This window comes from Phytobacter cepae, assembly GCF_054165735.1.
In genome coordinates this window covers 3,062,234-3,083,646 of record NZ_CM135107.1, presented here as the reverse complement: position 1 = coordinate 3,083,646, position 21,413 = coordinate 3,062,234, and the positions used below count along the sequence as shown (strand labels likewise).

General features: G+C 52.5%; 23 protein-coding genes. 11 read left to right on the top strand and 12 right to left on the bottom strand.

Annotated elements, in window-relative coordinates; genetic code table 11:
• Positions 1-11: 11 nt before the first annotated feature.
• Positions 12-662, bottom strand: coding sequence for a 23S rRNA pseudouridine(2457) synthase RluE (rluE, locus tag ACUY4Q_RS14520; RefSeq protein ID WP_458043452.1), 651 nt, complete (start codon positions 660-662; stop codon positions 12-14).
• Positions 663-778: 116 nt separating this feature from the next.
• Between rluE and icd the strand changes: the two genes are divergently transcribed.
• Both icd and ACUY4Q_RS14510 read left to right on the top strand, forming a co-directional pair.
• Positions 779-2,029 (top strand): NADP-dependent isocitrate dehydrogenase, encoded by a 1,251-nt coding sequence (icd, locus tag ACUY4Q_RS14515; protein ID WP_437430323.1) that lies wholly within the window; start codon positions 779-781, stop codon positions 2,027-2,029.
• A gap of 570 nt (positions 2,030-2,599) precedes the next feature.
• The gene (locus ACUY4Q_RS14510) at positions 2,600-3,454 is read left to right on the top strand and encodes a glycosyltransferase family 32 protein (RefSeq protein WP_458043451.1); all 855 of its coding nucleotides are present in this window, start codon (positions 2,600-2,602) and stop codon (positions 3,452-3,454) included.
• Positions 3,455-3,709: 255 nt separating this feature from the next.
• On the opposite strand, the gene ACUY4Q_RS14505 is transcribed toward ACUY4Q_RS14510, so the two are convergent.
• The 3 genes from ACUY4Q_RS14505 to ACUY4Q_RS14495 form a co-directional block, all read right to left on the bottom strand.
• Complete coding sequence (locus ACUY4Q_RS14505) at positions 3,710-5,533, bottom strand: sensor domain-containing phosphodiesterase (RefSeq protein WP_458043450.1); 1,824 nt, start codon at positions 5,531-5,533, stop codon at positions 3,710-3,712.
• Between the two features lie 102 nt (positions 5,534-5,635).
• Complete coding sequence (locus tag ACUY4Q_RS14500; RefSeq protein WP_071532068.1) at positions 5,636-5,689, bottom strand: hypothetical protein; 54 nt, start codon at positions 5,687-5,689, stop codon at positions 5,636-5,638.
• Between the two features lie 124 nt (positions 5,690-5,813).
• A complete protein-coding gene (locus ACUY4Q_RS14495; RefSeq protein WP_458043449.1) occupies positions 5,814-6,842 on the bottom strand; it encodes a GGDEF domain-containing protein in 1,029 nt (342 codons plus the stop codon).
• 319 nt (positions 6,843-7,161) lie between these two features.
• Between ACUY4Q_RS14495 and ACUY4Q_RS14490 the strand changes: the two genes are divergently transcribed.
• Both ACUY4Q_RS14490 and ACUY4Q_RS14485 read left to right on the top strand, forming a co-directional pair.
• Positions 7,162-7,404: a putative hemolysin gene (locus ACUY4Q_RS14490; protein WP_458043448.1), complete on the top strand. Its 243-nt coding sequence runs from the start codon at positions 7,162-7,164 to the stop codon at positions 7,402-7,404.
• Between the two features lie 78 nt (positions 7,405-7,482).
• On the top strand, positions 7,483-7,788 hold the full coding sequence (locus ACUY4Q_RS14485) for a hypothetical protein (RefSeq protein ID WP_458043447.1): 306 nt from the start codon (positions 7,483-7,485) through the stop codon (positions 7,786-7,788).
• A 1-nt stretch (position 7,789) separates the two neighbouring features.
• Here the strand turns inward: ACUY4Q_RS14485 and ACUY4Q_RS14480 are convergent, their stop codons facing one another.
• On the bottom strand, positions 7,790-8,137 hold the full coding sequence (locus ACUY4Q_RS14480) for a DUF488 domain-containing protein (RefSeq protein ID WP_458043446.1): 348 nt from the start codon (positions 8,135-8,137) through the stop codon (positions 7,790-7,792).
• Positions 8,121-8,630, bottom strand: a complete 510-nt coding sequence (locus tag ACUY4Q_RS14475; RefSeq protein ID WP_458043445.1) for a 2-thiouracil desulfurase family protein — start codon at positions 8,628-8,630, stop codon at positions 8,121-8,123. Before ACUY4Q_RS14475 ends, ACUY4Q_RS14480 begins: the two co-directional genes overlap by 17 nt.
• A gap of 162 nt (positions 8,631-8,792) precedes the next feature.
• Between ACUY4Q_RS14475 and ACUY4Q_RS14470 the strand changes: the two genes are divergently transcribed.
• Positions 8,793-9,500 carry a CTP synthase C-terminal region-related (seleno)protein gene (locus ACUY4Q_RS14470; protein WP_458043444.1) on the top strand — a complete coding sequence of 236 codons (708 nt, stop codon included), beginning with the start codon at positions 8,793-8,795 and terminating at the stop codon, positions 9,498-9,500.
• 31 nt (positions 9,501-9,531) lie between these two features.
• Here ACUY4Q_RS14470 and ACUY4Q_RS14465 read toward each other — a convergent pair whose 3' ends face one another.
• Positions 9,532-10,716 (bottom strand): CynX/NimT family MFS transporter, encoded by a 1,185-nt coding sequence (locus ACUY4Q_RS14465; RefSeq protein WP_458043443.1) that lies wholly within the window; start codon positions 10,714-10,716, stop codon positions 9,532-9,534.
• A 99-nt stretch (positions 10,717-10,815) separates the two neighbouring features.
• Here ACUY4Q_RS14465 and ACUY4Q_RS14460 point away from each other — a divergent pair, with 99 nt between their 5' ends.
• From ACUY4Q_RS14460 to ACUY4Q_RS14440, 5 genes are all read left to right on the top strand, one after another.
• Positions 10,816-11,604, top strand: coding sequence for an AraC family transcriptional regulator (locus ACUY4Q_RS14460; RefSeq protein WP_458043442.1), 789 nt, complete (start codon positions 10,816-10,818; stop codon positions 11,602-11,604).
• Between the two features lie 204 nt (positions 11,605-11,808).
• Entirely contained in the window at positions 11,809-12,633 is an 825-nt protein-coding gene (locus ACUY4Q_RS14455; RefSeq protein ID WP_458043441.1) for an ABC transporter substrate-binding protein, read from the top strand.
• Between the two features lie 2 nt (positions 12,634-12,635).
• Positions 12,636-13,457: an amino acid ABC transporter ATP-binding protein gene (locus ACUY4Q_RS14450; protein ID WP_458043440.1), complete on the top strand. Its 822-nt coding sequence runs from the start codon at positions 12,636-12,638 to the stop codon at positions 13,455-13,457.
• Positions 13,457-14,212 carry an amino acid ABC transporter permease gene (locus tag ACUY4Q_RS14445; RefSeq protein WP_458043439.1) on the top strand — a complete coding sequence of 252 codons (756 nt, stop codon included), beginning with the start codon at positions 13,457-13,459 and terminating at the stop codon, positions 14,210-14,212. Before ACUY4Q_RS14450 ends, ACUY4Q_RS14445 begins: the two co-directional genes overlap by 1 nt.
• On the top strand, positions 14,202-14,894 hold the full coding sequence (locus ACUY4Q_RS14440) for an amino acid ABC transporter permease (protein ID WP_458043438.1): 693 nt from the start codon (positions 14,202-14,204) through the stop codon (positions 14,892-14,894). The genes ACUY4Q_RS14445 and ACUY4Q_RS14440 overlap by 11 nt, the downstream gene beginning before the upstream one ends.
• Here the strand turns inward: ACUY4Q_RS14440 and ACUY4Q_RS14435 are convergent.
• From ACUY4Q_RS14435 to ACUY4Q_RS14425, 3 genes are all read right to left on the bottom strand, one after another.
• Entirely contained in the window at positions 14,877-15,323 is a 447-nt protein-coding gene (locus ACUY4Q_RS14435) for a DUF441 domain-containing protein (protein ID WP_458043437.1), read from the bottom strand. The genes ACUY4Q_RS14440 and ACUY4Q_RS14435 overlap by 18 nt on opposite strands.
• Before the next feature lie 114 nt (positions 15,324-15,437).
• Positions 15,438-17,477: a glycoside hydrolase family 31 protein gene (locus ACUY4Q_RS14430; protein ID WP_458043436.1), complete on the bottom strand. Its 2,040-nt coding sequence runs from the start codon at positions 17,475-17,477 to the stop codon at positions 15,438-15,440.
• 16 nt (positions 17,478-17,493) lie between these two features.
• A complete protein-coding gene (locus ACUY4Q_RS14425; protein ID WP_458043435.1) occupies positions 17,494-18,828 on the bottom strand; it encodes a glycoside-pentoside-hexuronide (GPH):cation symporter in 1,335 nt (444 codons plus the stop codon).
• Positions 18,829-19,138: 310 nt separating this feature from the next.
• Here ACUY4Q_RS14425 and yoaI point away from each other — a divergent pair, with 310 nt between their 5' ends.
• Positions 19,139-19,249 carry a small membrane protein YoaI gene (yoaI, locus tag ACUY4Q_RS14420; RefSeq protein ID WP_458043434.1) on the top strand — a complete coding sequence of 37 codons (111 nt, stop codon included), beginning with the start codon at positions 19,139-19,141 and terminating at the stop codon, positions 19,247-19,249.
• A gap of 21 nt (positions 19,250-19,270) precedes the next feature.
• On the opposite strand, the gene ACUY4Q_RS14415 is transcribed toward yoaI, so the two are convergent.
• Entirely contained in the window at positions 19,271-19,771 is a 501-nt protein-coding gene (locus ACUY4Q_RS14415; RefSeq protein ID WP_458047346.1) for a YbaK/prolyl-tRNA synthetase associated domain-containing protein, read from the bottom strand.
• A 307-nt stretch (positions 19,772-20,078) separates the two neighbouring features.
• Positions 20,079-21,362: a YeaH/YhbH family protein gene (locus tag ACUY4Q_RS14410; RefSeq protein ID WP_458043433.1), complete on the bottom strand. Its 1,284-nt coding sequence runs from the start codon at positions 21,360-21,362 to the stop codon at positions 20,079-20,081.
• Between the last annotated feature and the right edge of the window lie 51 nt (positions 21,363-21,413).

The window sequence follows — 21,413 nt, the reverse complement described above, 5'->3', positions numbered from 1 at the left end:
TTCTCCTTGAATCAAAGGGCATCTCGCCATTCACCGCTAGCCAGCGAGTCGAGGGTGTAATGTCCCATAGCGTAGCGGATCAAACGCAATGTCGGAAAGCCAACGTGCGCGGTCATACGGCGGACCTGACGGTTCCGACCCTCATACAGTGTGATTTTCAGCCAACGGGTGGGAATCGATTTACGCTCACGAATGGGGGGATTGCGCGGCCAGAGCCACTCGGGTTCCGCAACGAGTTCAACTTCTGCCGGAAGCGTAGGGCCATCATTGAGCGTGACACCCTCACGCAGGGCTTTTATCGCCTCTTCGCCGGGGGCGCCTTCCACCTGCACAAAGTAGATTTTTCCGGTGCGTTTACCCGGTTGCGTCAGCTTCGCCTGCAACACGCCATCGTTGGTCAACACCAGCAGCCCTTCGCTGTCACGGTCAAGACGCCCGGCCGCGTATACATTCTGTACAGTTATATAATCTTTAAGGGTGCTGCGGCCCGCTTCGTCAGTAAACTGCGGCAAAACATCGTAGGGTTTATTGAACAAAATCACCCGTTTTGGCCCGCTATCACGTTCAGGCTTAGTAGCATGTCGTGAGCTGAATCGCTTAAGGTGGTGATTTCTATCAGAAGTTTTCTTCATGGTATTTTCAGTAGTTATCATTTGCCGCATTATAACTGAATCATGATGGTCTTTCATGGCACCCAACTATCGGGTAGTATTGATGGGCTAATTACAATTCATTAACAAAAATCAGTAACAACCAGAAGCGCTCGAAGGAGAGGTGAATGGAAAGCAAAGTAGTTGTTCCGGCGGAAGGTAAGAAGATCACCCTGCAAAACGGCAAGCTGAACGTTCCGAATAACCCGATTATCCCGTTCATTGAAGGCGACGGAATCGGTATCGACGTGACCCCTGCGATGCTGAAAGTGGTCGATGCCGCTGTGGAAAAAGCCTATAAAGGCGAGCGTAAAATTTCCTGGATGGAAATTTACACCGGTGAAAAATCTACCCAAGTTTACGGCCAGGATGTCTGGCTGCCTGCCGAAACCCTCGATCTTATCCGTGAATACCGTGTTGCCATTAAAGGGCCTCTGACCACGCCAGTGGGCGGCGGCATTCGTTCTCTGAACGTTGCCCTGCGTCAGGAGCTGGACCTTTACGTATGCCTGCGTCCGGTACGTTACTACCAGGGCACGCCAAGCCCGGTTAAACACCCGGAACTGACCGACATGGTTATTTTCCGTGAAAACTCTGAAGATATTTATGCCGGTATCGAGTGGAAAGCGGACTCTGCTGAAGCAGAAAAAGTGATCAAATTCCTGCGCGAAGAGATGGGCGTGAAGAAAATTCGCTTCCCTGAACATTGCGGTATCGGTATTAAGCCGTGTTCTGAAGAAGGGACCAAACGTCTGGTGCGCGCAGCGATTGAGTATGCAATCACCAACGACCGTGACTCCCTGACCCTGGTGCACAAAGGCAACATCATGAAGTTCACCGAAGGCGCGTTTAAAGACTGGGGTTACCAGCTGATTCGCGAAGAGTTCGGCGGTGAGCTGATCGACGGCGGCCCATGGCAGAAGATCAAAAACCCGAACACCGGCAAAGAAATCATCATCAAAGATGTGATCGCTGATGCGTTCCTGCAACAGATCCTGCTGCGTCCGGCTGAATACGATGTGATCGCGTGTATGAACCTGAACGGTGACTACATTTCTGACGCCCTGGCAGCCCAGGTTGGCGGTATCGGTATTGCCCCAGGCGCGAACATCGGTGACGAATGTGCACTGTTTGAAGCGACCCACGGTACGGCACCGAAATATGCCGGTCAGGACAAAGTGAACCCAGGTTCCGTCATCCTGTCTGCTGAAATGATGCTGCGTCACCTGCAATGGTTCGAAGCGGCTGACCTGATCGTGAAAGGTGTTGAAGGCGCAATCGCGGCTAAAACCGTGACCTACGATTTCGAACGTCTGATGGAAGGCGCTAAACTGCTGAAATGTTCAGAGTTTGGTGACGCGATCATCGCTAATATGTAATCCGGTTTTTCTGGTTTACAACAACGGGAGCCTGCGGGTTCCCGTTGTTTTATCCCTAAAAAGCAAAATCCCGCTGCAACCTGAGGGTGCAGCGGGAGGGTGAAACCATTCCTGGAAAAAAAGAAAAACTCAATAGTCGTTATCAATATCCTGGATAGAAGAACGGGAAACGAGAAACGCAACAGCGTTCACGGCAAAGATGCCAGCTACAGTCAGTGTAATCATAGACTTATCCCCACCAGTAGGGCGTGTTATCACGCCTGTTATGATTATCGACCGCGTTGTAACAAACTCCAGAATTACTTTTCACTCTTGCCGCGAGATTATCCAAAAATGCATGTAGCCTCTCAAAATGTAAATATTATTTGAGAGGTTTCTTATTTTGAATTGTAAGAGGAAACCTTAAGCAAAAACTAATGTCCATCTTTCATACTGCTGCATTACAGAGAAATCCGCAGGCCAAACTTGCTGAAGTGAATAATGCTTATGTCATAGAGTGTGGTTAGATTTGCCTGATAGACAAGATTTTAGCGTTTTACAAAATAACGTTGATTGATGATGGCAGGATAAATGATGAGTCACATACCAAAAAAAATTCATCAGATTTACACCAAAGGGGCTGATGCACTCCCCAGTGAAATTCATGCATCTATCGCCGAGCTTAGAAACAGAAACCCGGACTGGGAATATCATTTCTACGATAATGATTGCATCGTTAATTATATTAGCGAGAATTATGATCGAGATATTCTTCATCTCTATAACCAAATTAATCCTCGCTACGGGGCAGCGCGTGCGGATTTCTTTCGCTATCTCCTGATGTATAAAGAGGGCGGCGTCTATCTGGATATTAAAAGTTCATGCAGTGTTCCGCTTGATGCTGTTATTCCAGAGCAATGCGAAATCATTGTGTGTAACTGGGACAATAGACCTGGCGGAAATGACAATGAGATGGGCAAACATGAGGCGCTGAGTTTTCTCAAAAATGGCGAGTATCAGCAATGGAACATCATTGCTGCGCCTCACTCACCTTATCTTAAAGCCGTTCTGGATGAAGTCATTCTGCGTTTAAAAAACTATAAGCCCTGGCGGTATGGGGTAGGGATGCATGGCGTGCTGCACACCACCGGCCCTGTCCCCTTTTCATTGGGTATAGAGAAAGTCGAGAAATGCTGTGGATTTCGCCACCAGGAAAATCATCGCAACCTTGGGTTGATCTACCGTAATGTGAATTCAAAAGTGATGAAGTTGATAAGCCATGATCACTACAGTCGCTTGCGGGATTCGCTGGTGCTACTGCAGGGGGCGGACAAAATTTATTATAAATTATGGCTCTACTGCGTATTTCCATTCTGGCGTCTACGCAAAAATACGGTCAATGAAACGCGGAAAGTATTCAGAAGAATGAAAGCCTGGACGGCATGAGGAGCAGAGAAATAAAAACTGGCAGCTTCGACACCAAAACTGCCCGAAAGTCAGTAAAAAATGTTAAATCGTATCTCCATCACTTGTGCACTTTATATCCGTGAACCGCGACAAGCGCCAATTGAATTTTTATATGCCTGGGATTGATTAAATTGATGAGCAGGGTAGTAATACGTGCTGACATCACTTTATGTAAACTTACGCATGAAAAAGCCGCCAGTAATGTGACTGGCGGCTTTTTTAATGCGCAATGGTTCAGGAACCGTATTGTGGCTGGTCGACGCTGATGCGCGACAACACGCGATAGGGCTTGCTGTCAGCCAGCCAGCCCGGAATGTCATCCGGCGGGATAGGGCGAGAGAAATAGTAGCCCTGGGCTTCATCACAACCATATTCATTGAGCATGTAGGCCGTTTCCTGATCTTCCACACCTTCCGCCAGGACGACATAATGCAGTTCTTTAAGCATCATAATGACGTTGCGGGCAATAATCCGGCTGCCTGTATCCGTGGTTATTTGACTAATAAGAGAGCGATCCAACTTGATCACGTCAATTGGGATCCGGCGCAAATAGCTGATATTGCTATAACCCGCGCCAAAATCGTCAAGCAGGATCTGAAAACCTAACAGTTTCAGTCGATCGAGTTCTTCGAGAGCCAGGTCGCTTTCGAGCACTTTTTCTGTTTCCAGGCACTCAATGCGCACGTCGGTGGGGTGCAAACCCGCACTGCGAACATTGTGTTCCAGTTCATCAGCAAAGCCAGAACGGGAAAAATCACTGACGGTCACGTTGATGGAAACAGGAATCATAATGCCTGCTGCGCGCCACACTTTAAGTTGTGAAATAACCGTTTTAATGACCCACTGCGTTATCTCAGGCATCAAGCTGGTTTTCTCGGCCAGTGTCACGATGGTAGTAGGCGAAATATTTCCCAGCTGCGGATGTCGCCAGCGTAATAATGCTTCGACACCCTCGGTTTTTCCTGACCGGAGAGACACCTTAGGTTGATAAACTAAATACAGCTGGCTTTTCGCCTTAATCGCCTCACTTAAGTCATAAAGCAATTTAAAGTCTTTGTTTCTTTTATGATCCAGGATGGGATTAAACTGTAAGACAGGAATATTCTGGCGAATAGATTCATGTAATGCGCTAATAGCCTGACGCACGATTTCGTGAGCATCATCATCCTGCGGCGAGAATTTCACATAGCCGGTATGGATCGTTAATGTGATATCGATATCATGCGCCATTTTTGCTTGCGTGCCCGGTAGCGTTTCCGCCCGTTTTACCAGCGTCAGGGCTTCCTCAATATCTACCAGCACTGCAAAACGGGCAGGGGCGAAAGAGTAAAGCGGAATGCCGTCTTTCAGGCGCAGACGCAGGCGCAGCAGCGGTATAAAGCTGCGCAACATATTATCTACCGCAGGCAATCCCAGATAACGCGTAAGTTCATAGGCTCTTGGCATATCGATGCAGTCAAAAATCACCAGGCCGTAGGTTTTACGATCCTTATTCAGCGTTTTCTGTTCCATTTCCCGAATCAGGAACTGGCGGTTAGGTAAACCGGTTAAGGTATCTACGCGGCCTATGGAATAGCGCGCCTCAAGGTAGACTGCCGAGAGTTCTGCCACGCGATTGAAACTCTCAATTTGCTGTTCGGTAGGGCTGAAAATGGAGGCGCTGCTTACACACAGCGTGCCCAGAACCATCCCTTCTTTGGTCATCATAGGGGCTGAAGCATAAAACAGAATGTCGCCATTTTTCACCAGTGGCTGGTGGGAAAAACGATTATCCAGCCGCGTGTCAGGGCACACGACGGTCTGGCCGCTGTCGCGGGAGTATTGGCACATCGTTTTCTCAATGGGGACTTTAAAATGCTCGAGCGGGACGTTTTTCACATATTTGATATATTGGTAATCGTCATCAAATACCGTGATGAAACATCCTTCGACACCCATCACCTCACAGGCGAGGCAGGCATAGTCAGTGAGGGCTGCGTCACGGGCCTTATCCTCTTTACGCAATAATTCCAGCGCTGCCAGCCGTTTACTTTCGCTTTTTTTAAGTCCGGTGAACATTGAGAGCTCCTGCTCAGAAAAATGAGTCTAATGGGAACTGCTACACCGACAACATCATGGGACCGGATGAATCTGCTAAAAAAAGCTAATTTAGCCCATCGATTACCACCAGCCGAGTTGTGTACCCGCAACAGCAACAATTGCCACGATAAGCATTATGATGGTCGTTTTTTTCACAAAGATGCTCCTCAGCCGACGCCGTTAAACAGCGCCGCGCTTACATAAATTAAATAGAAGAAGATGAGATAATTCTCAAGCCAAAAATTATGTTTTCGCGTGATTAATTAAGACGGAGAAACGGTTGTTTCACTTTTCCGTTTTTATCCTGATACATAGCTTGATCGGCGATACGCAGCGCACTGTCAGCATCAATATCCTCAGGATTAATTTCTACTACACCTATACTTGCGCCCGGGTAAAATATCTTAACGGCGCCTAACTGATATTCTCCAGTAAGGCACTTCTGCAAATTTTGCTTAAGGGAAGTTAATTGTTCAATTTGAGTCTGACCTATTGGCCCACCCGGACAGGCGATTAAAAATTCATCGCCCCCCAGCCGTCCGACCACATCTTGCCGGTCGCAGCCTTCCAACAGACGATGACCAATTTGAATAAGAAATTGATCGCCAGACTCATGCCCAAGTTCATCATTAATTTTCTTAAAATTATCAAGATCGATAAACCCAATAATAATCTGGATATTAAGATGGCGAGCGAGGGAAAACAAGGTCATCAGATTATCGAAAATGGCGCGGCGATTGGGCAAACCGGTCAGCGCGTCGGTATAGGAATGCGCAATCAATGCCGCGTTCGCTTCACGAAGTTGATTGACGAGGTGATCTTTTTCGATTGAGCGGGCAATCAGGCCAGCAAACAGATTCAGGACTTGCTCACCGCGAACACTTAATGAATGTCTGTCAGAACTGGCCGCACACAGCGTACCGTAAAGCGAACCATCTGCTAAATGTACAGGTGTGCTTAAATAACTGGTGATGCCCAATGCCGTAGCCGCTTCACAATCTGCCCAGTGTGTCGCCACTTCATTACTGAAGAAGCAACCGTCATCAAGGGCGCGTTTGCACAGACTGTCACCCCATGGCAGAGAAAAACCTTCAGGAATATCAAGCTGTTTGCTATTGCGCGCATACTGGATATGTTGATAACGGCCATCGTTATCAATTTTTGTAAGGTACGTCGATTCCATTTCGGTGACCATCTCCAGCATTTCAAGGAGTTGCCGTACCAGGCTTTCAAGGGATTGATCTTGTGAGAGAGTTTCGGAAACTCTGGCCAAAATGAAATCGGACATGACGCTCGTGTACCTCTATAGACTGCGCGCTTTGCTGCACTTGATGCTGAAAATGTAGACTTGCCATATTAAAGCATGGCTAAACTACATTTCATATATCGGCATCGGTGATTGGGAGTTTATGGGGTAACGAAAAAAAGCCCCGTTGATGAAACGGGGCAAAAAACTCATTGATTACGGAATGATGTTCTCTGGTCATGGGTGAGAACGCGGTAAATATATCGGCAAAAAGTGATGTAAAAATGGAGAAACGATGGAGATGTCAGTGATAACGCATTAAGCTAAATTTCTGGTTTATTATTTCAAAATGGATAATTTGATGCATAAAACATTATTAGTTCTTATTTTCACCCTCACTGCCTGCGCATCAGAAAGGGACGCCCCGCGACCGCCTCAAACGAAGATGGCTAATCCCGCCGCCGTATATTGCCTGCAGAAAGGAGGCGAACGCGTGCCTGTTCAAAGTCCTCAGGGGGTGCGAACAGAATGCAAACTGCCATCAGGCGAGGTGGTGGATGAATGGGAGCTGTGGCGCCACGACCATCCTCAATCGGGATCGTGACATCCGCGTCAGGGCCAGGGTACACTAGCGATTAAGAATTATCCTAGTGTTCCTTGTGTTTTCATGCGTGAGAAGAATATGTTTCAGTTACGTCCGGGCAGTCTGGCTATGGTTATCGGTGCTCAAACTCCTGCCGGGAGAGGCAACATTGGCAAATCCGTTGAGCTTTTTGGCTTGTTCCAGCCCGGTGAGACGTTCCTCAACCCCGTTAATGGTGTGATGACGCGCATGCCGCTGACTATGCCACAGCCGCTGTGGCTGGTAATCGGTGATGTGGTGGCCTTTGACGGACAGTCGGGCTTTGCATTTGTTCGCGCCGGGCACTTAATGCCCCTTCAGCCAGACAGCCTGCCGGAAGAGATGCACTGCCGGGAAGCCTGCTAAGTCACAAACTCTCAAGCCAGTCTGCCAGCACCCTGGCATGATTTTGCTGTTCATTCTTCGCGGCGTAAAGCAGAGTGAGGGGGCGCTGATTCTTGCGGGCAGCCAGTTTTTTCCCCTCTGCCGTCTGCTCTGCCAGCTCCTCCAGATAAGCTTGACGAAACGCGGCGAAGTCCAGGGTTTCAGCATGGAATGCTTTGCGCAGCGCGGTTGAAGGCGCGAGGGTTTTGCACCACTCATCAAACGCAAGGTCGGCTTTTTTGATTCCTCTTGGCCACAGTCTGTCGACCAGTACCCGATAGCCATCATTGGGTGATGCGGTGTCATAGACGCGTTTACACTGAATCTTCATCACGATCCCTCGCTTCGATCCATGCGATTAACTGCGGGATCTGCTGATGTGAAAAAACCTTTATGCCATGTGCTTCGAGCAGGGCCGCGGCCACGCCTTTGCCGTTTATTTGCCTACCCGTGAAGGTGCCATCATAAATCAGCTGGCTGCCACAGGTTGGGCTGCCATCGGTCAACAGTGCGGCGCAACATTTTTCCTTTTGTGCGGCTGCTAAGGCCAGCCAGGCCGCCAGTTGATACTGGGCGGTCACATCCTGGCCGGTGTTTTCAACGATCCGCGCCTTATCCTGCATCACATCGTTTCCATTGCCGGCAATAATTTCTGCCGGAGGGCGCGGTGTGACCAGCCCGGCTGCCAGTTCAGGGCAGTGGACAACCAGACGTTTCTCTTGCTCCCAGCGGGCCAGCGTTTCTTGCAGGGCAGCCTTTTCGCTTCCGTTGTAGCGAACTTTGAAGCCCATCAGGCAGGCACTCACCAGAATTTTGCTTTGCATAATTTCCTTGTGGTAATGCATTCGCTGAGGGGGGAGACAATTTTCATCGATTTACGATACAGGGTGAACTACCTGCTTTAAGAGATTGTGATAAAGGCAAAAGATCGCTAAGGTTAGGTTCCTTATGTTGTCCGTTATCTGCCTGTACATAAGGAACTCTCCATGACCCACATTCCCGTTAAAGATACGCTGCGTATTGCCCTTGTCGGCGATTATAACCATGACGTCGTCGCCCATCAGGCAATCCCTTTGGCTATCGATGACGCTGCCGCAGTCCTTGAGATTACCGCAGATTACGACTGGCTGGCGACCTCTGAGATCACCAGCGGCGACGACCTTGTCGGCTACGATGCTATCTGGGTGGTTCCGGCGAGCCCGTACAAAAATCCTGAAGGGGCGTTTATCGCGATTCAGTATGCACGGGAAAATGCGATTCCCTTCCTCGGCACCTGCGGCGGTTTCCAGCACGCCATTATTGAATATGCCCGTCATGTCCTGGGCTATGAGAATGCTGCTCATCAGGAAACGGACAGCGAAGGCAAAATGGTGATTGTGCCGCTGACCTGTTCCCTGGTGGAACAGACCGCGTCCATCGAATTGCGCCCTAATACCCTGATTGCTAAGGCCTATGGTCAGCCGGAGATTTCTGAAGGTTATCACTGCAATTATGGTATTGCGGAGGATTTTGCAGCCGAGCTGGAGAAAGGGGATCTGCGCGTGACCGGCTGGGATGAAGAGGGCGAAATCCGAGCGGTTGAGCTGGTCAGTCATCCGTTCTTTGTGGCAACGCTGTTCCAGCATGAGCGTAACGCGCTGGCGGGTCGCCCGGTGCCGCTGGTGCAGGCGCTGCTGCGGGCGGCTTATGATTAATCGAAATCAGGCCCCGAGGGGCCTGCCTTTTTTAATGCTTCTTCTCTCTGTCCCGTGCGGCGAACGCCCCCGATAGCGCCATCACCACCGATAACCCTGCACAGGCGAAAAGCGGACTGTGCCAGGTCCCGGTTACATCATGAATTTTGCCCATCAACGGCGGGCCGCAGGCAGCCAGCAGATAGCCCACTGACTGCGCCATACCCGATAACGCCGCCGCCTGGTGGGCCGAGCGTGCACGTAGGCCAATAAACGTCAGCCCGAGGATCATGGTTCCCCCCGAACCGAAGCCAAACATCAAGGTCCATAACACCGCTTGCTCAGGCCAGAGAACAAAACCCGCCGCACTCATCGCGCACAGCAGGGCGATGATGACCGCAATGCCCCGATGGTCGCGCAGGCGATGCAAGATAAGAGGAACAAGAATGCCTGGTGATGCCGTTGCCAGTTGCAGCAGCCCGTGCAGCGAACCTGCGCCTGCCTCGCTGTAGCCATAGCTGATTAAGATGGCGGGGAGCCAGCCGATCACCACGTAATAAATTAAAGAGTTGATACCCAGAAATAGTGTGAGTTGCCAGGCGAGCGCCGAGCGCCAAATCCCGCGACCGTGCGTGACAGGCGACGCGGTCAGATTGGCGACCTCCTGATGCTTAAGCTGGGGCAACCAAAGTAGCACCGCAAGCAAGGGAAATACCATCAACGTCAGCAACGCCCCGTGCCAGCCGGCCCCCATGGTCGCTACAGGCACCACAAGCGCTGAGCCCAATGCTGCTGCGGCCCCCATGGTCAGCGAATAGGCGCCGGTTAACTTCGCCACCTGCCCTGGAAAATCACGCTTAAGTATGCCGGGTAACAGCACGTTACCTAATGCAATACCGCAGCCGATAATCGCCGTGCCGATAAACAGCCAGGCAGGTGAGGGCAGAGAGCGAACGGCAACCCCCAGGCAGATCAGCAGCATGGCGGCAAACAGGCTGCGCTCCATACCCACACGTCGGGCTACGCCCGCCGCCAACGGAGAGACAAGGGCAAAGGCCAGTAGAGGAAGCGTGGTGAGCATCCCGGTCTGCGCGGTGGATAAACCATAATCGGCACGAATGGCATCAAGCAGGGGGGCCGCACCGGTAAAGGTCACGCGCAAGGTCGTGGCGATAGTCAGAATGCCTGCAATCAGCAGAGCACCTTGTTTGCCACGCGGAGTGATAATAGGGAACATTGTTTTCTCAGGAAAAAGAGCAGAACCCCACCTTACCTCTTTTTGCCGTTGTTTGAATCAAGCTAAAATGACAGTTTATCGCTAAAATCGGACAATCCTATGCAACATGGTCTTGGCCTGGATGGCTTTAATCCAGACAGTCAACAGGAAGCGGCACTGGCCTTCGGCATACAGGTCAATACCGACGAACAGCGGATCCCTACCCATCGCCATCGCAAAGGGCAACTGATCCTTGCGCTAAAGGGGGCAATCACCAGCGAAGTAGAACATGCACGCTGGATGGTGCCGCCACACCATGCTGTCTGGCTACCGGGAGAGGTCGCCCACAGCAATCATGCCACCGCCGGTGCCCAGCTCTATTTCCTCTTTATAGAACCGGGTAGGGTCGAGATGCCAGCGACCTGCTGCACGCTAAAAATCTCTCCCCTGGTGCGCGAGCTGATCATGACGCTGGCAACGCGCAGTCATCGGGAGCGACAGGAACCGGCGACTCAGCGCCTGGTGCAGGTCCTTTTTGACGAACTCCCGCGCCAGCCACAAATGCAGCTGCATTTGCCCGTGTCACCGCACCCAAAAATCCGCCAGATGGTTGAGAGCATGGAACAGCGGCCCGAACAGCGACAAACCCTAAGCGAATGGGCGCAGATCTTTGCCATGAGCGAACGCAATCTGGCACGGTTGGTGGTCAAAGAGACAGGCTTAAGTTTTCGCCGCTGGCGGCAGCAGTTGCAGCTCATTCTGGCTGTCAGGATGCTGATAAGCGGTCTACCGGTGCAGCAGGTTGGGCAGATGCTCGGTTACGAATCCATCACGGCCTTTATCACCATGTTTAAAAAAGGGTTGGGTCAGACGCCGGGGCGCTATCTGGCGGCCCTCGGGGCAGGATGATTATTTTATGCTGCAAAATCCGCTTTTTAAGTAGGGTTATGACGGGTTTTGCCTGGTTGCTGCCTCAGGATAAGCGATTCATATGCCTGCTACCTTTTTAATAACTTTTTTAGCTAATAAATGCACTTTTTGATATTTGTCTGATGATTAGCGTTATGTGAATTTAACGCTGAATTCCGACTCAAACAGGGCATAAGGATTAGCATGGCAACCACAGCACAAAATAAAAAAATCGGTGCACTGACCGCACTGGCACTGCTTTCAACGTTCTCTTTCGCCGCTCATGCGGACAAACTGGCCGATATCAAAGCCGCTGGCGTCGTAAAAGTCGCGACCTTTGATGCCAACCCGCCATTTGGTGCAATCGATCCACAAAGCCATGAAATCGTTGGCTATGACGTCGATTTTGCTAAAGCGCTGGCCAAAAGCCTGGGCGTGAAGCTGGAACTGGTGGCAACCAACCCGGCAAACCGTATTCCATTGCTGCAATCCGGCAAAGTGGACCTGATTGTTGCTGACATTACTATCACCCCGGAACGTGCGCAGGTGATTGATTTCTCCACCCCGTACTTCGTCACCGGTCAGCAGTTCCTGGTCGCTGCAAGCGGTTCCGACAAACTCGACAGCTACAGTAAAGCCCGCATCGGCGCGGTGAAAGGCACCACCGGCGAGCAGGCGCTGCATCAGCGTTTCCCGCAGTCCCGCGTGCTGGCCTATGACGACATCCCCCTGGCACTGACCGCACTGCGTAACGGCAACGTGCAGGCGATCACTCAGGACAGCACGATTCTGGCGGGGTTGCTGGCAGAAGCGCCGGACAAAGCCAAATTCAAAATCCTGCCTGATTTGCTCTCCAAAGAAGAGATTGGCGTGGGTGTGACCAAAGGCGAAACGGCGCTGTTGAAAGCGGTTAACGACGAGCTTGTGAAGCTTGAGCAGAACGGCGAAGCGGCAAAAATTTACGATGTCTGGTTTGGTCCGCAAACCAAAGCCCCGGCTCCGCGCAGCTTTAAAATAGAAGCGAAGTAACTATGTTGGCAGGTCTCTTTTCTACCTCCGTGGCGCAAGCCCCGGAGGCTTTTCCCGTGCAAAAAGGCACGGTGGCGTTTCGCCAGGCGAGCAAAAGCTACGGCGATCATCGGGTATTAAATAACATCGATCTCCAGGTCGCCGCAGGCGAAGTGGTGGCGGTCTGTGGGCCATCGGGCTCCGGTAAATCCACGCTGATTCGCCTGATCAACCAGCTTGAGACCCTCACCGACGGCGAGATTCTGGTGGATGGCAAACCGACCCGGCATCTTAAGGGCCGTGAACTGCGCAACCTGCGCCGCCATGTGGGGTTCGTCTTTCAGCAATTTAATCTCTATGCCCATCTCACCGCGCTGGACAACATCACCCTGGCGTTGACCAAAATCCATGGCAAATCGGCGGCAGAAGCTAAAGCGAAGGCGCTGAGCCTGCTGGAACGGGTCGGGCTGCAAGATAAGGCCGGTCACTATCCGTCCCAGCTTTCCGGCGGACAGCAGCAGCGTGTGGCGATTGCCCGCACGCTGGCGGCCGACCCGCATATCATTCTGTTTGATGAGCCAACCTCGGCGCTGGATCCAGAGATGATCGGCGAGGTGCTACAGGTAATGAAATCGCTCGCCCATAGTGGGATCACACTGATTGTTGTGACCCATGAGATGCAGTTTGCCAGGGAAATTGCCGACCGGGTGGTGTTTATCGATGGTGGGGAAATCCTTGAGCAGGCCGCGCCTGAGGTGTTCTTCACCGCGCCCAGCCATCCGCGCGCGCAGCGATTCCTGCAAAAAGTCCTCAATCCACTGCATGCTGATAGCAAGGAGTTGTAATGGGGATCCATCTCGACTGGGCAGGCGTTTTTACCGGCCAGCCGGCGCAGTGGTTGCTCTCCGGTTTCCTGACCACTATCTGGGTGACCATTGTCGGTGTCCTGCTGGCAACGTTGCTCACGGTACTCTTGCTTGCGCTGCGTCTGGCGGGTGGCGGCGTGGGGCGAGCGATGGTTGCCTGCTGGGTTTCACTGTTTCGTAATACGCCGCTGCTGGTGCAGATCCTCTTCTGGTATTTCGCTGCCTGGAATGTGTTACCCGAAGGATTTCGCCAGTATGTGAATGACGACCATGCGTTCAGCATTTTACCCGGCGACGTCTGGTGGTTTACGCCGGAGTTTCTCTCCTCCGCCTGGGCGCTGGGATTATTTACGGCGGCATTTTTGGTTGAAGAGATTCAGACCGGACTGCTCGCGGTACCGAAAGGGCAAATTGAAGCCGCGAAATCGCAAGGGTTTAGCGACCTGTCGCTCTTTCGCTGGGTTTTATTGCCGCAGGGGTTGAATAACGCATGGCAACCGGTGGTCGGGCAGTATCTCAATCTGATGAAACTCTCTTCGCTGGCGACAGGTATTGGGTTTGCGGAGCTGACCTACCAGACCCGGCAAATTGAAAGTTATAACGCTCATGCGCTGGAAGCATTTACCGTGGGTAGCGTGCTCTATCTGGCGCTGGGACTGGTCATGAGCCTGCTATTCAACCTGCCACGAAGTTGGCGCGCAATGACCCGCAAGGAGGCTTACCGTGATCGCTAATATCACCGTGATTACCGATAACCTCAGTTATCTACTGCTGGGGCGTACGCTGCAGGGTGAACCCGGCGGGGTGCTACTGTCGGTGCTGATGACCCTGGGCGCAGGCGTACTGGCGTTTCCAGGGGGGATTTTGCTGGCCTGTCTGGCGTGGCGATTTCCCGGCTGGCCGCGCAAAGTGCTGTTTGCCTGGGCGGAACTGATTCGCGGCATCCCGCTGATTTTTGTCATCTTCTGGATGTGGTTTTTGCTGCCATGGATAACCGGTGCAGATTTACCGGGTGCGGTGACCGTCACGCTGGCGCTGGCGTGGTTTACCTCGGCGTCGGTGATGTACTCCACGCTGGCGGCGTTAAATGCGTTACCCAAGGGGCAATATGAGGCCGCAGTGAGTAGCGGATTTGGCTCCGGGCACATTCTGCAACTGGTCCTGCTGCCGCAGGCGCTGCGTAATGCGATTCCGTCGTTTATCGGTTTGCTGATCGCCTTGCTGAAAGACACCTCGCTGGCATTTATCGTCAACGTGCCGGAGCTGACCACCGTGGCCGGGCAGGTGAATAACCGGGTACAGGTCTACCCGGCAGCCTTATTTATCTTTACCGGTCTGGTTTACTACCTGCTTTGCAGCCTGCTCGAACAGGGTGTTAAGCGCTGGCAGCGTCGGCATTTACTGCCGGCCAATTAACAACGACACCAGACCTGCCGCAATCAGTGGCCCGACCGGTACGCCCCGGAACAGGGCCACACCCAGCACGGTTCCCACCAGTAGTCCGGCCACCAGAGAGGGCTGTGAACTCATCAGGGTGACCCCACGTCCACCGAGCCAGGAGACAAAAACCCCGACCGCAATCGCAATCAGCGATTTCCAGTTCAGGAAGGAGCTGATGAGGGTTGAGGGGGGCAGGGTGCCGCTGGCTATCGGTGCCATAACCCCAATGGTCAGAATGACGATCCCGACGGTGAGTCCCTGTTTTTCGACCCACGGGAAATATGTATTTAATGGGGTGATGCGTACGATGATCAGCACCATGACGGCGACGGCGACGGTGGTGTTGTGACTGAAAAAACTCAGTGCCACCAGCCCAAGAAGGATAAAGAGAGTGGTATCAAACATGGAGAGTGTTTCGTTCCTTTCCAGAATAACAAAAGCCTGCTTACAGTACTTTACGCGTAAGCGCGTTGATAAGCAGGCTTTTTATCGCGAAACACCTAATTTCGGGCAAATGCATTAGCCATTAATTAATAGATCCACCAGCGGACTGCCTTCACGAATAAAGACCGGGATGGTATCGAGTGCGGCAGAAACCCGCACGCGCTGCTGGCCCTGATAGCGTTCGCCGTTCAGCGCAATCCAGCCATGCGTACCCGGCAGCCAGACCTCGCGTTCACGTTCACCGGCATGTAAAACCGGGGCCACCAGCAGATCGTCACCAAACAGATACTGATCTTCCACCTGCCAGCTTTGCGTTTCGTCAGGATAGTGCCAGAACAGCGGGCGCATTAAGGGGTCACCGTGCTGGTGGGCATTATCAAACAGGGCATCGACGTAAGGGCGCAGCTTCTCGCGCACGCTCAGCCAGTGTTGCATGATGGCGTAATTTTCCTCGCCATAGCTCCACAGTTCGTTCGGCGAGCCGCTGTTGCACTGCGGAATGCCGTTACGGTAGCTCTCCGGCGGTTGGATCTGCGGTTCGCGATAACCGTGCATGCGCAGCACCGGGCAGAATACCGCCCACTGGAACCAACGGATCAGCAGTTCATGGAATGCCGGGTCGTTGACATTGCCGCCCTGGAAACCGCCAATGTCAGTGGTCCACCAGGGGATACCCGCCAGCCCCATATTGAGACCGGCCGCGAGCTGGTTACGGAACGCATGGAAGGAGGAGTGCACGTCGCCCGACCAGGCCAACACGCCAAACCGCTGACTTCCGGCCCAGGAGCAGCGCACCAGGTTAACAATGTCCTTCTCGCCATTGGCGACAAGCCCATCGTAAAAGCCCTGCGCAAAGTCACGCGGATACTGATTACCGACCTCCAGCACTGGCCCGGCATGGTAGCGATAGTTATCAAAATCGTACGCCCGGTATTCCGGTTCGGCTTCATCCAGCCAGAACAGTTTAATGCCCAGATCGTAGTAATTTTTCTTCACCGTCTCCCACACGAACTCACGCGCTTGCGGGTGCGTTGCATCAAAGAAGGTGGTGTTACCCATAAAGTCGAGGTTCACCTGCACACCCCGGTCGCTGGTGACCAAATAGCCTTTGGCTTTCATCACCGGGAACAGTGGGCTGCGGGCTTCCACCGTCGGCCAGACGGAGACCATCAGCTCTATGCCGAGGGATTTCAGCTCATCTACCATCGCTTTGGGATCCGGCCAGTCCAGCGGATCGAAGCACCAGGTGCCCTGGTTCGGCCAGTGGAAGAAATCAATAACCATCACCGAGAGCGGCAGGTGGCGACGGCGATACTCGCGCGCCACTTCCAGTACTTCCTGCTGCGTGCGATAGCGCAGCTTGCACTGCCATAGCCCGCTGGTGAAGCCGGGGGCAGGCGGCGGCGTGCCGGTGGCTTTGGCATACTGGCGGGTGATGGCCTGAATGCTGTCGGCGGCGGTGACCCAGTAATCCATCTCCTGGGTGACTTTTGCCTGCCATTCGGTCTGATTTTTAGCAAAGCTGGCTTCACCGATGGCCGGGTTGTTCCACAGCAGGCCGTAGCCGAGACTGGACTGCATAAAGGGCACACTGGCCTGCGAATTGCGCTGGGCCAGTTCCAGCACGCAGCCTTTGAGATCCAGCCACGGCTGCTGGTACTGACCCATGCCGTAAATGCGTTCATCGGACCGGGACTCAAAGCGCACGGTCAGTTGATATTTGCCACCGGGCAGCGGCTTGAATTCTCGCCCGTCGAGCTTCAGGGCGCTGATGTATTTATCCTGGCTCTTTTCGCTGGCGCCGATGCCAACCGTGGAACGTTGACGCCACATCTCTTCCAACAGGAGTTCACCGCGCTGGTTATAAAAGGCCAGTTGCCCTTTCAGATTCAGTACGGCGGTGATATTACCGTTACGCAGGGTCAGTTGCTCCGGCTGCGCACTCACCTCGGCCTGGCTTGCCTGCGGGGCTAATAGTGCATGCAGGCTGTCAGTGAATTGGGGCGCACAGGTGGCACGCACGCGCAGGCTGTTTTCGCCCCAAGGCTCGATGCGCAGGATCTGACGCTCAAAACGCCATTCAATGCTGTCAGGGTGTTGGATCAGTTCGCTCATGAATAATTCGTCCTTTTTACGAGAGACTATGACGGGCAAGGTTGATGGATTTCATGGTGTTGTCGTCGAGTTTATACCAGCGCAACGTGGCGAAGGCGGCCAGCGAAAGTACGCCAGGTACGACGGTAAATAGGGCCACGATGCAATACATTGCCGTCGACGTTTGCACGGGGGCATTGGCGACATAGCCGCTGAGGCTCAGCGTCCAGCCGACGATCGCGCCGCTGATCGCCATACCCAGTTTCAGTACCGCGAGGAAGGTGGAGAAAATCACCCCGTCCATGCGCTTTTTCTGCAGCCATTCACCGTAATCGGCAACGTCTGCCATCATCACCCACATCAGCGTGGTGGTGGACTGGTACAGAGTCGAGACGATAAAGGTCATGGGAACCAGTACGAAAATCGATTTTGGCGCAAAGAACAGTGCAATGCTGAGGACGCCAGCCAGCACGGCGCAGTATCCAAACATCTGCACCTTACTGAAGTTTCGAGTCAGGCGTTTAGCCAACGCACTCCCGGCTGCTTTACCCAGAATATGCGCCCCGAGCATCCACATAAAATAGCTGGCGCTGCCAAGATAATAGGTGACGAAATACATCATCGCGCCAAGGCGAATGACCCCAAAACCAATATTGGTTATCACCAGGACGGAAACCACGCGCCATTGATCGTTACGTAACAAATCACGCAGCTCGGCGAAGTAATTATTATGCGTGGCGGGTGCTTTAATTCGCTCGCGGGTGTTGGCAAAACAGATCCAGAACATAATCACTGCCGCACTGGCCATTATTGCCATCGCCCAACGGTAGCCGAGTAATTTATCTTCACCGCCCAGATATTGCGCCAGAGGCATCATGAAGAAGGTCGACATCGCCCCGCCGAGGGTGGCTAAAAAGAAGCGGTAAGATTGCAGGGAAATACGATCTTCGTTATTCGGCGTGATGACCGCCCCCATGGAACAGTAGGGAATATTAATCGCGGTGTACATCAGCATCATCAGGGTGTAGCTGACTGAGGCAAAAATCATTTTACCGGATAGGGTCAGAGATTCAGGCACGGCGTAGGTCAGCAGGCAGCTGGCACCGAAGGGCAGGGCCAGCCAGAGCATCCAGGGGCGGAATTTGCCCCAGCGCGTTTTGGTGCGGTCAGCCAGGTAGCCCATAGCCGGGTCGATAATGGCATCGGCGGTGCGCGCCAGTAAAAACATGGTACCGACGAACGCGGCCGGTAATCCCACCACATCGGTGTAATAAAACGTCAGAAAAATAATCACGTTATCCAGCCCGACATGGCTTGCCATGTCGCCCAATCCATAACTGATTTTTTCTTTCCGGGTGATCGTTAAATTCATTGTATTCACCAGACTCTGTAAGGTTATTTCAGTGAGGTTTAAAATCTATGTTGTTGCATTAACCCTTACTTAACAATTACGAGATTTGCCTTCGGAATTACGGAAACTGATTTTCGTGATACCGGTAACAAATTAATTATTGTGTCGTGTGAATGTTTAAAAATGGCTTTCAAAAGCGCGGGATACGAGCTATTAGCGCTGGAATCGTTTCAGCGAAAACGTTGTCATCTGATAAAGCCGTAAATGTCATCCGACTGTCACGCACGGTGATTATTAATAATCTGAGCGAACAAAAAACAGGCGGCTGAAAATGAACGATCCCATGCTGAACGAGGTACTTATCATTACCTCATCGTTTATTGCGATGATGGTGGTGCTGGTGGTGTCGGTACTGGCGCTCGAAAAAGCGGGCTGGCCCTAAACGCCACACCCGGTTTTTGCATCAGGCTGCGCGGTGGAAACGGATCTGTTGCGGGCGCGCAATGCGCAGATAATCTTCCGTGTTGAGGATGACTGATTTTTCCAGCAAGCCTGCGTTAAACGCGATTTCATCGAAACGTTCAAAGAGTAGGGGATCGGCGACTAACCTCAGCTCGGGATGGAAACTGAACGGTGGAATGGCGCCGAAGACGCAGGCGGTTAAGGTCTCCACTTCGGCTGGACTTGCCAGCGAGGCCTTGCTGCCGCCAAAGTGAGACGCCAGTTGCGATAAATCGGCCTGGAGGTCGGCGGCGAGGATCGCCAGCACGTGCAGTTTCACGCCGTTGCCTTTGATTTTACAAACCAATGCTTTCGCCCCCTGACCCAGAGCCGTACCGCGAATTTCACTGACCGCTTCACACTTCCCCGATGCTTGATGTTCAACAACGCGGTAGCGAGCCTGGTGATTATTAAGCGTTTCAAGCAGATGCTGATGGATATTCTGACTGGCAATTACTGACATCATCACTCCCGGATGAAAAACGTAAAGGCTAAGAGTAATCGAGTCTTCGGAGGATGAAAATAAAAAAGCCGCCCTGACCAGAGGGGCGGCTTTACGCGTACTCACTGCAATAATGCTGTTATGTGTACTGTTCTGAAAGCTCCAGACGCGAAAAGGGCGAATGGAAAATTGAGTTTGTCTGGAAGGTAATATGCCACAACGCTGAGAGAACAAGGGGCGAAATAGGTGCATTTTTGTACCGCAATTTGCGGCTTAGCGGAAAACAAGGGAAAACAGCCAGCGAGGGGATCGCTGGCTGCGGGTTTAATTAGCCGCCACTGTTGGCGGTCTGTTTGTGAAAGAGTTCACGGAAGACCGGATAGATATCTTCCTGATCGCGGATATGCTGGATCGCGAAATTATCGAACATCGTTTGCAGGTGTTCATACTCCCGCCAGAGCGTCTGGTGCGCGCGACGGGTAATTTCGATATAGCTGTAATACCGCACCACCGGCAGGATTTTTTTCGCCAGAATATCGTGGCAAAGCGGCGAATCATCTGCCCAGTTGTCACCGTCCGAGGCCTGGGCCGCGTAGATGTTCCATTGGCTTGGGTCGTAGCGCTCTTTCACCACTTCATCCATCAGTTTCAGCGCACTCGACACAATGGTGCCGCCCGTCTCCTGCGAATAGAAGAACTCATGCTCATCCACCTCTTTAGCCTGGGTATGATGGCGAATGTAAACCACCTCAACGTTTTTATAGGTCCGGCTCAGGAACAGGTAGAGCAGAATATAAAAGCGCTTGGCCATATCTTTGGTGGCCTGGTCCATGGAACCGGAAACGTCCATCAAACAGAACATCACGGCCTGGCTCGACGGCTCAGGGCGTTTTTCGTAATTCTTGTAACGTAAATCAAAGGTGTCGATAAACGGCACTCGTTCGATTTTTGCGCGCAGTTCGGCAATCTCTTTGCGCAGCCGCTCCTCTTCAAGTAGCTGCGCCGGTTCGCTTTTGGCGACCGTATCCAGATCTTCTTCCAGCGCGCGCAACTCACGCCGTTTGCCCGCCGTCATCGCCGTGCGGCGGGCCAGCGAGTTTTGCAGCGAGCGCACGACGCTAATATTGGCCGGTACGCCGTTTGCTGTGTATCCCGCGCGGTGAGTTTTATACTCGTTGAGCTGTCGATGCTGGTTTTTCTTCAGGTTGGGCAGTGCCAGATCTTCAAAAAGCAGATCGAGGTACTCATCCTTAGAAATCTGGAAGACAAATTCATCCTGGCCTTCACCGTCGGCGCTGGCCTCACCCTGACCGCTTCCGCCACCACCACCACCGCCCTGTGGACGTTCAACCCGATCGTTCTGCACAAAGTGATCGTTGCCGGGATGGACGCGGTGGCGCAGGCCGCCACGTCCCTGATGAAACATCGGTTCGTTAATATCATCAATCGGAATGGAGACGGATTCGCCGGTCTCCACATCTGTTACCGAGCGCTTATTGATTGCCTCGGAAATAGACTGTTTAATTTGTGCTTTGTAGCGGCGTAAAAATCGCTGACGGTTAACCGTGCTTTTATTTTTGCCGTTGAGTCTTCGGTCGATGAACCAGGTCATAGGCCCCTCCGAAACTTTGCCTTTTTCATTCAAGTGACAGGTTCGTTGGCT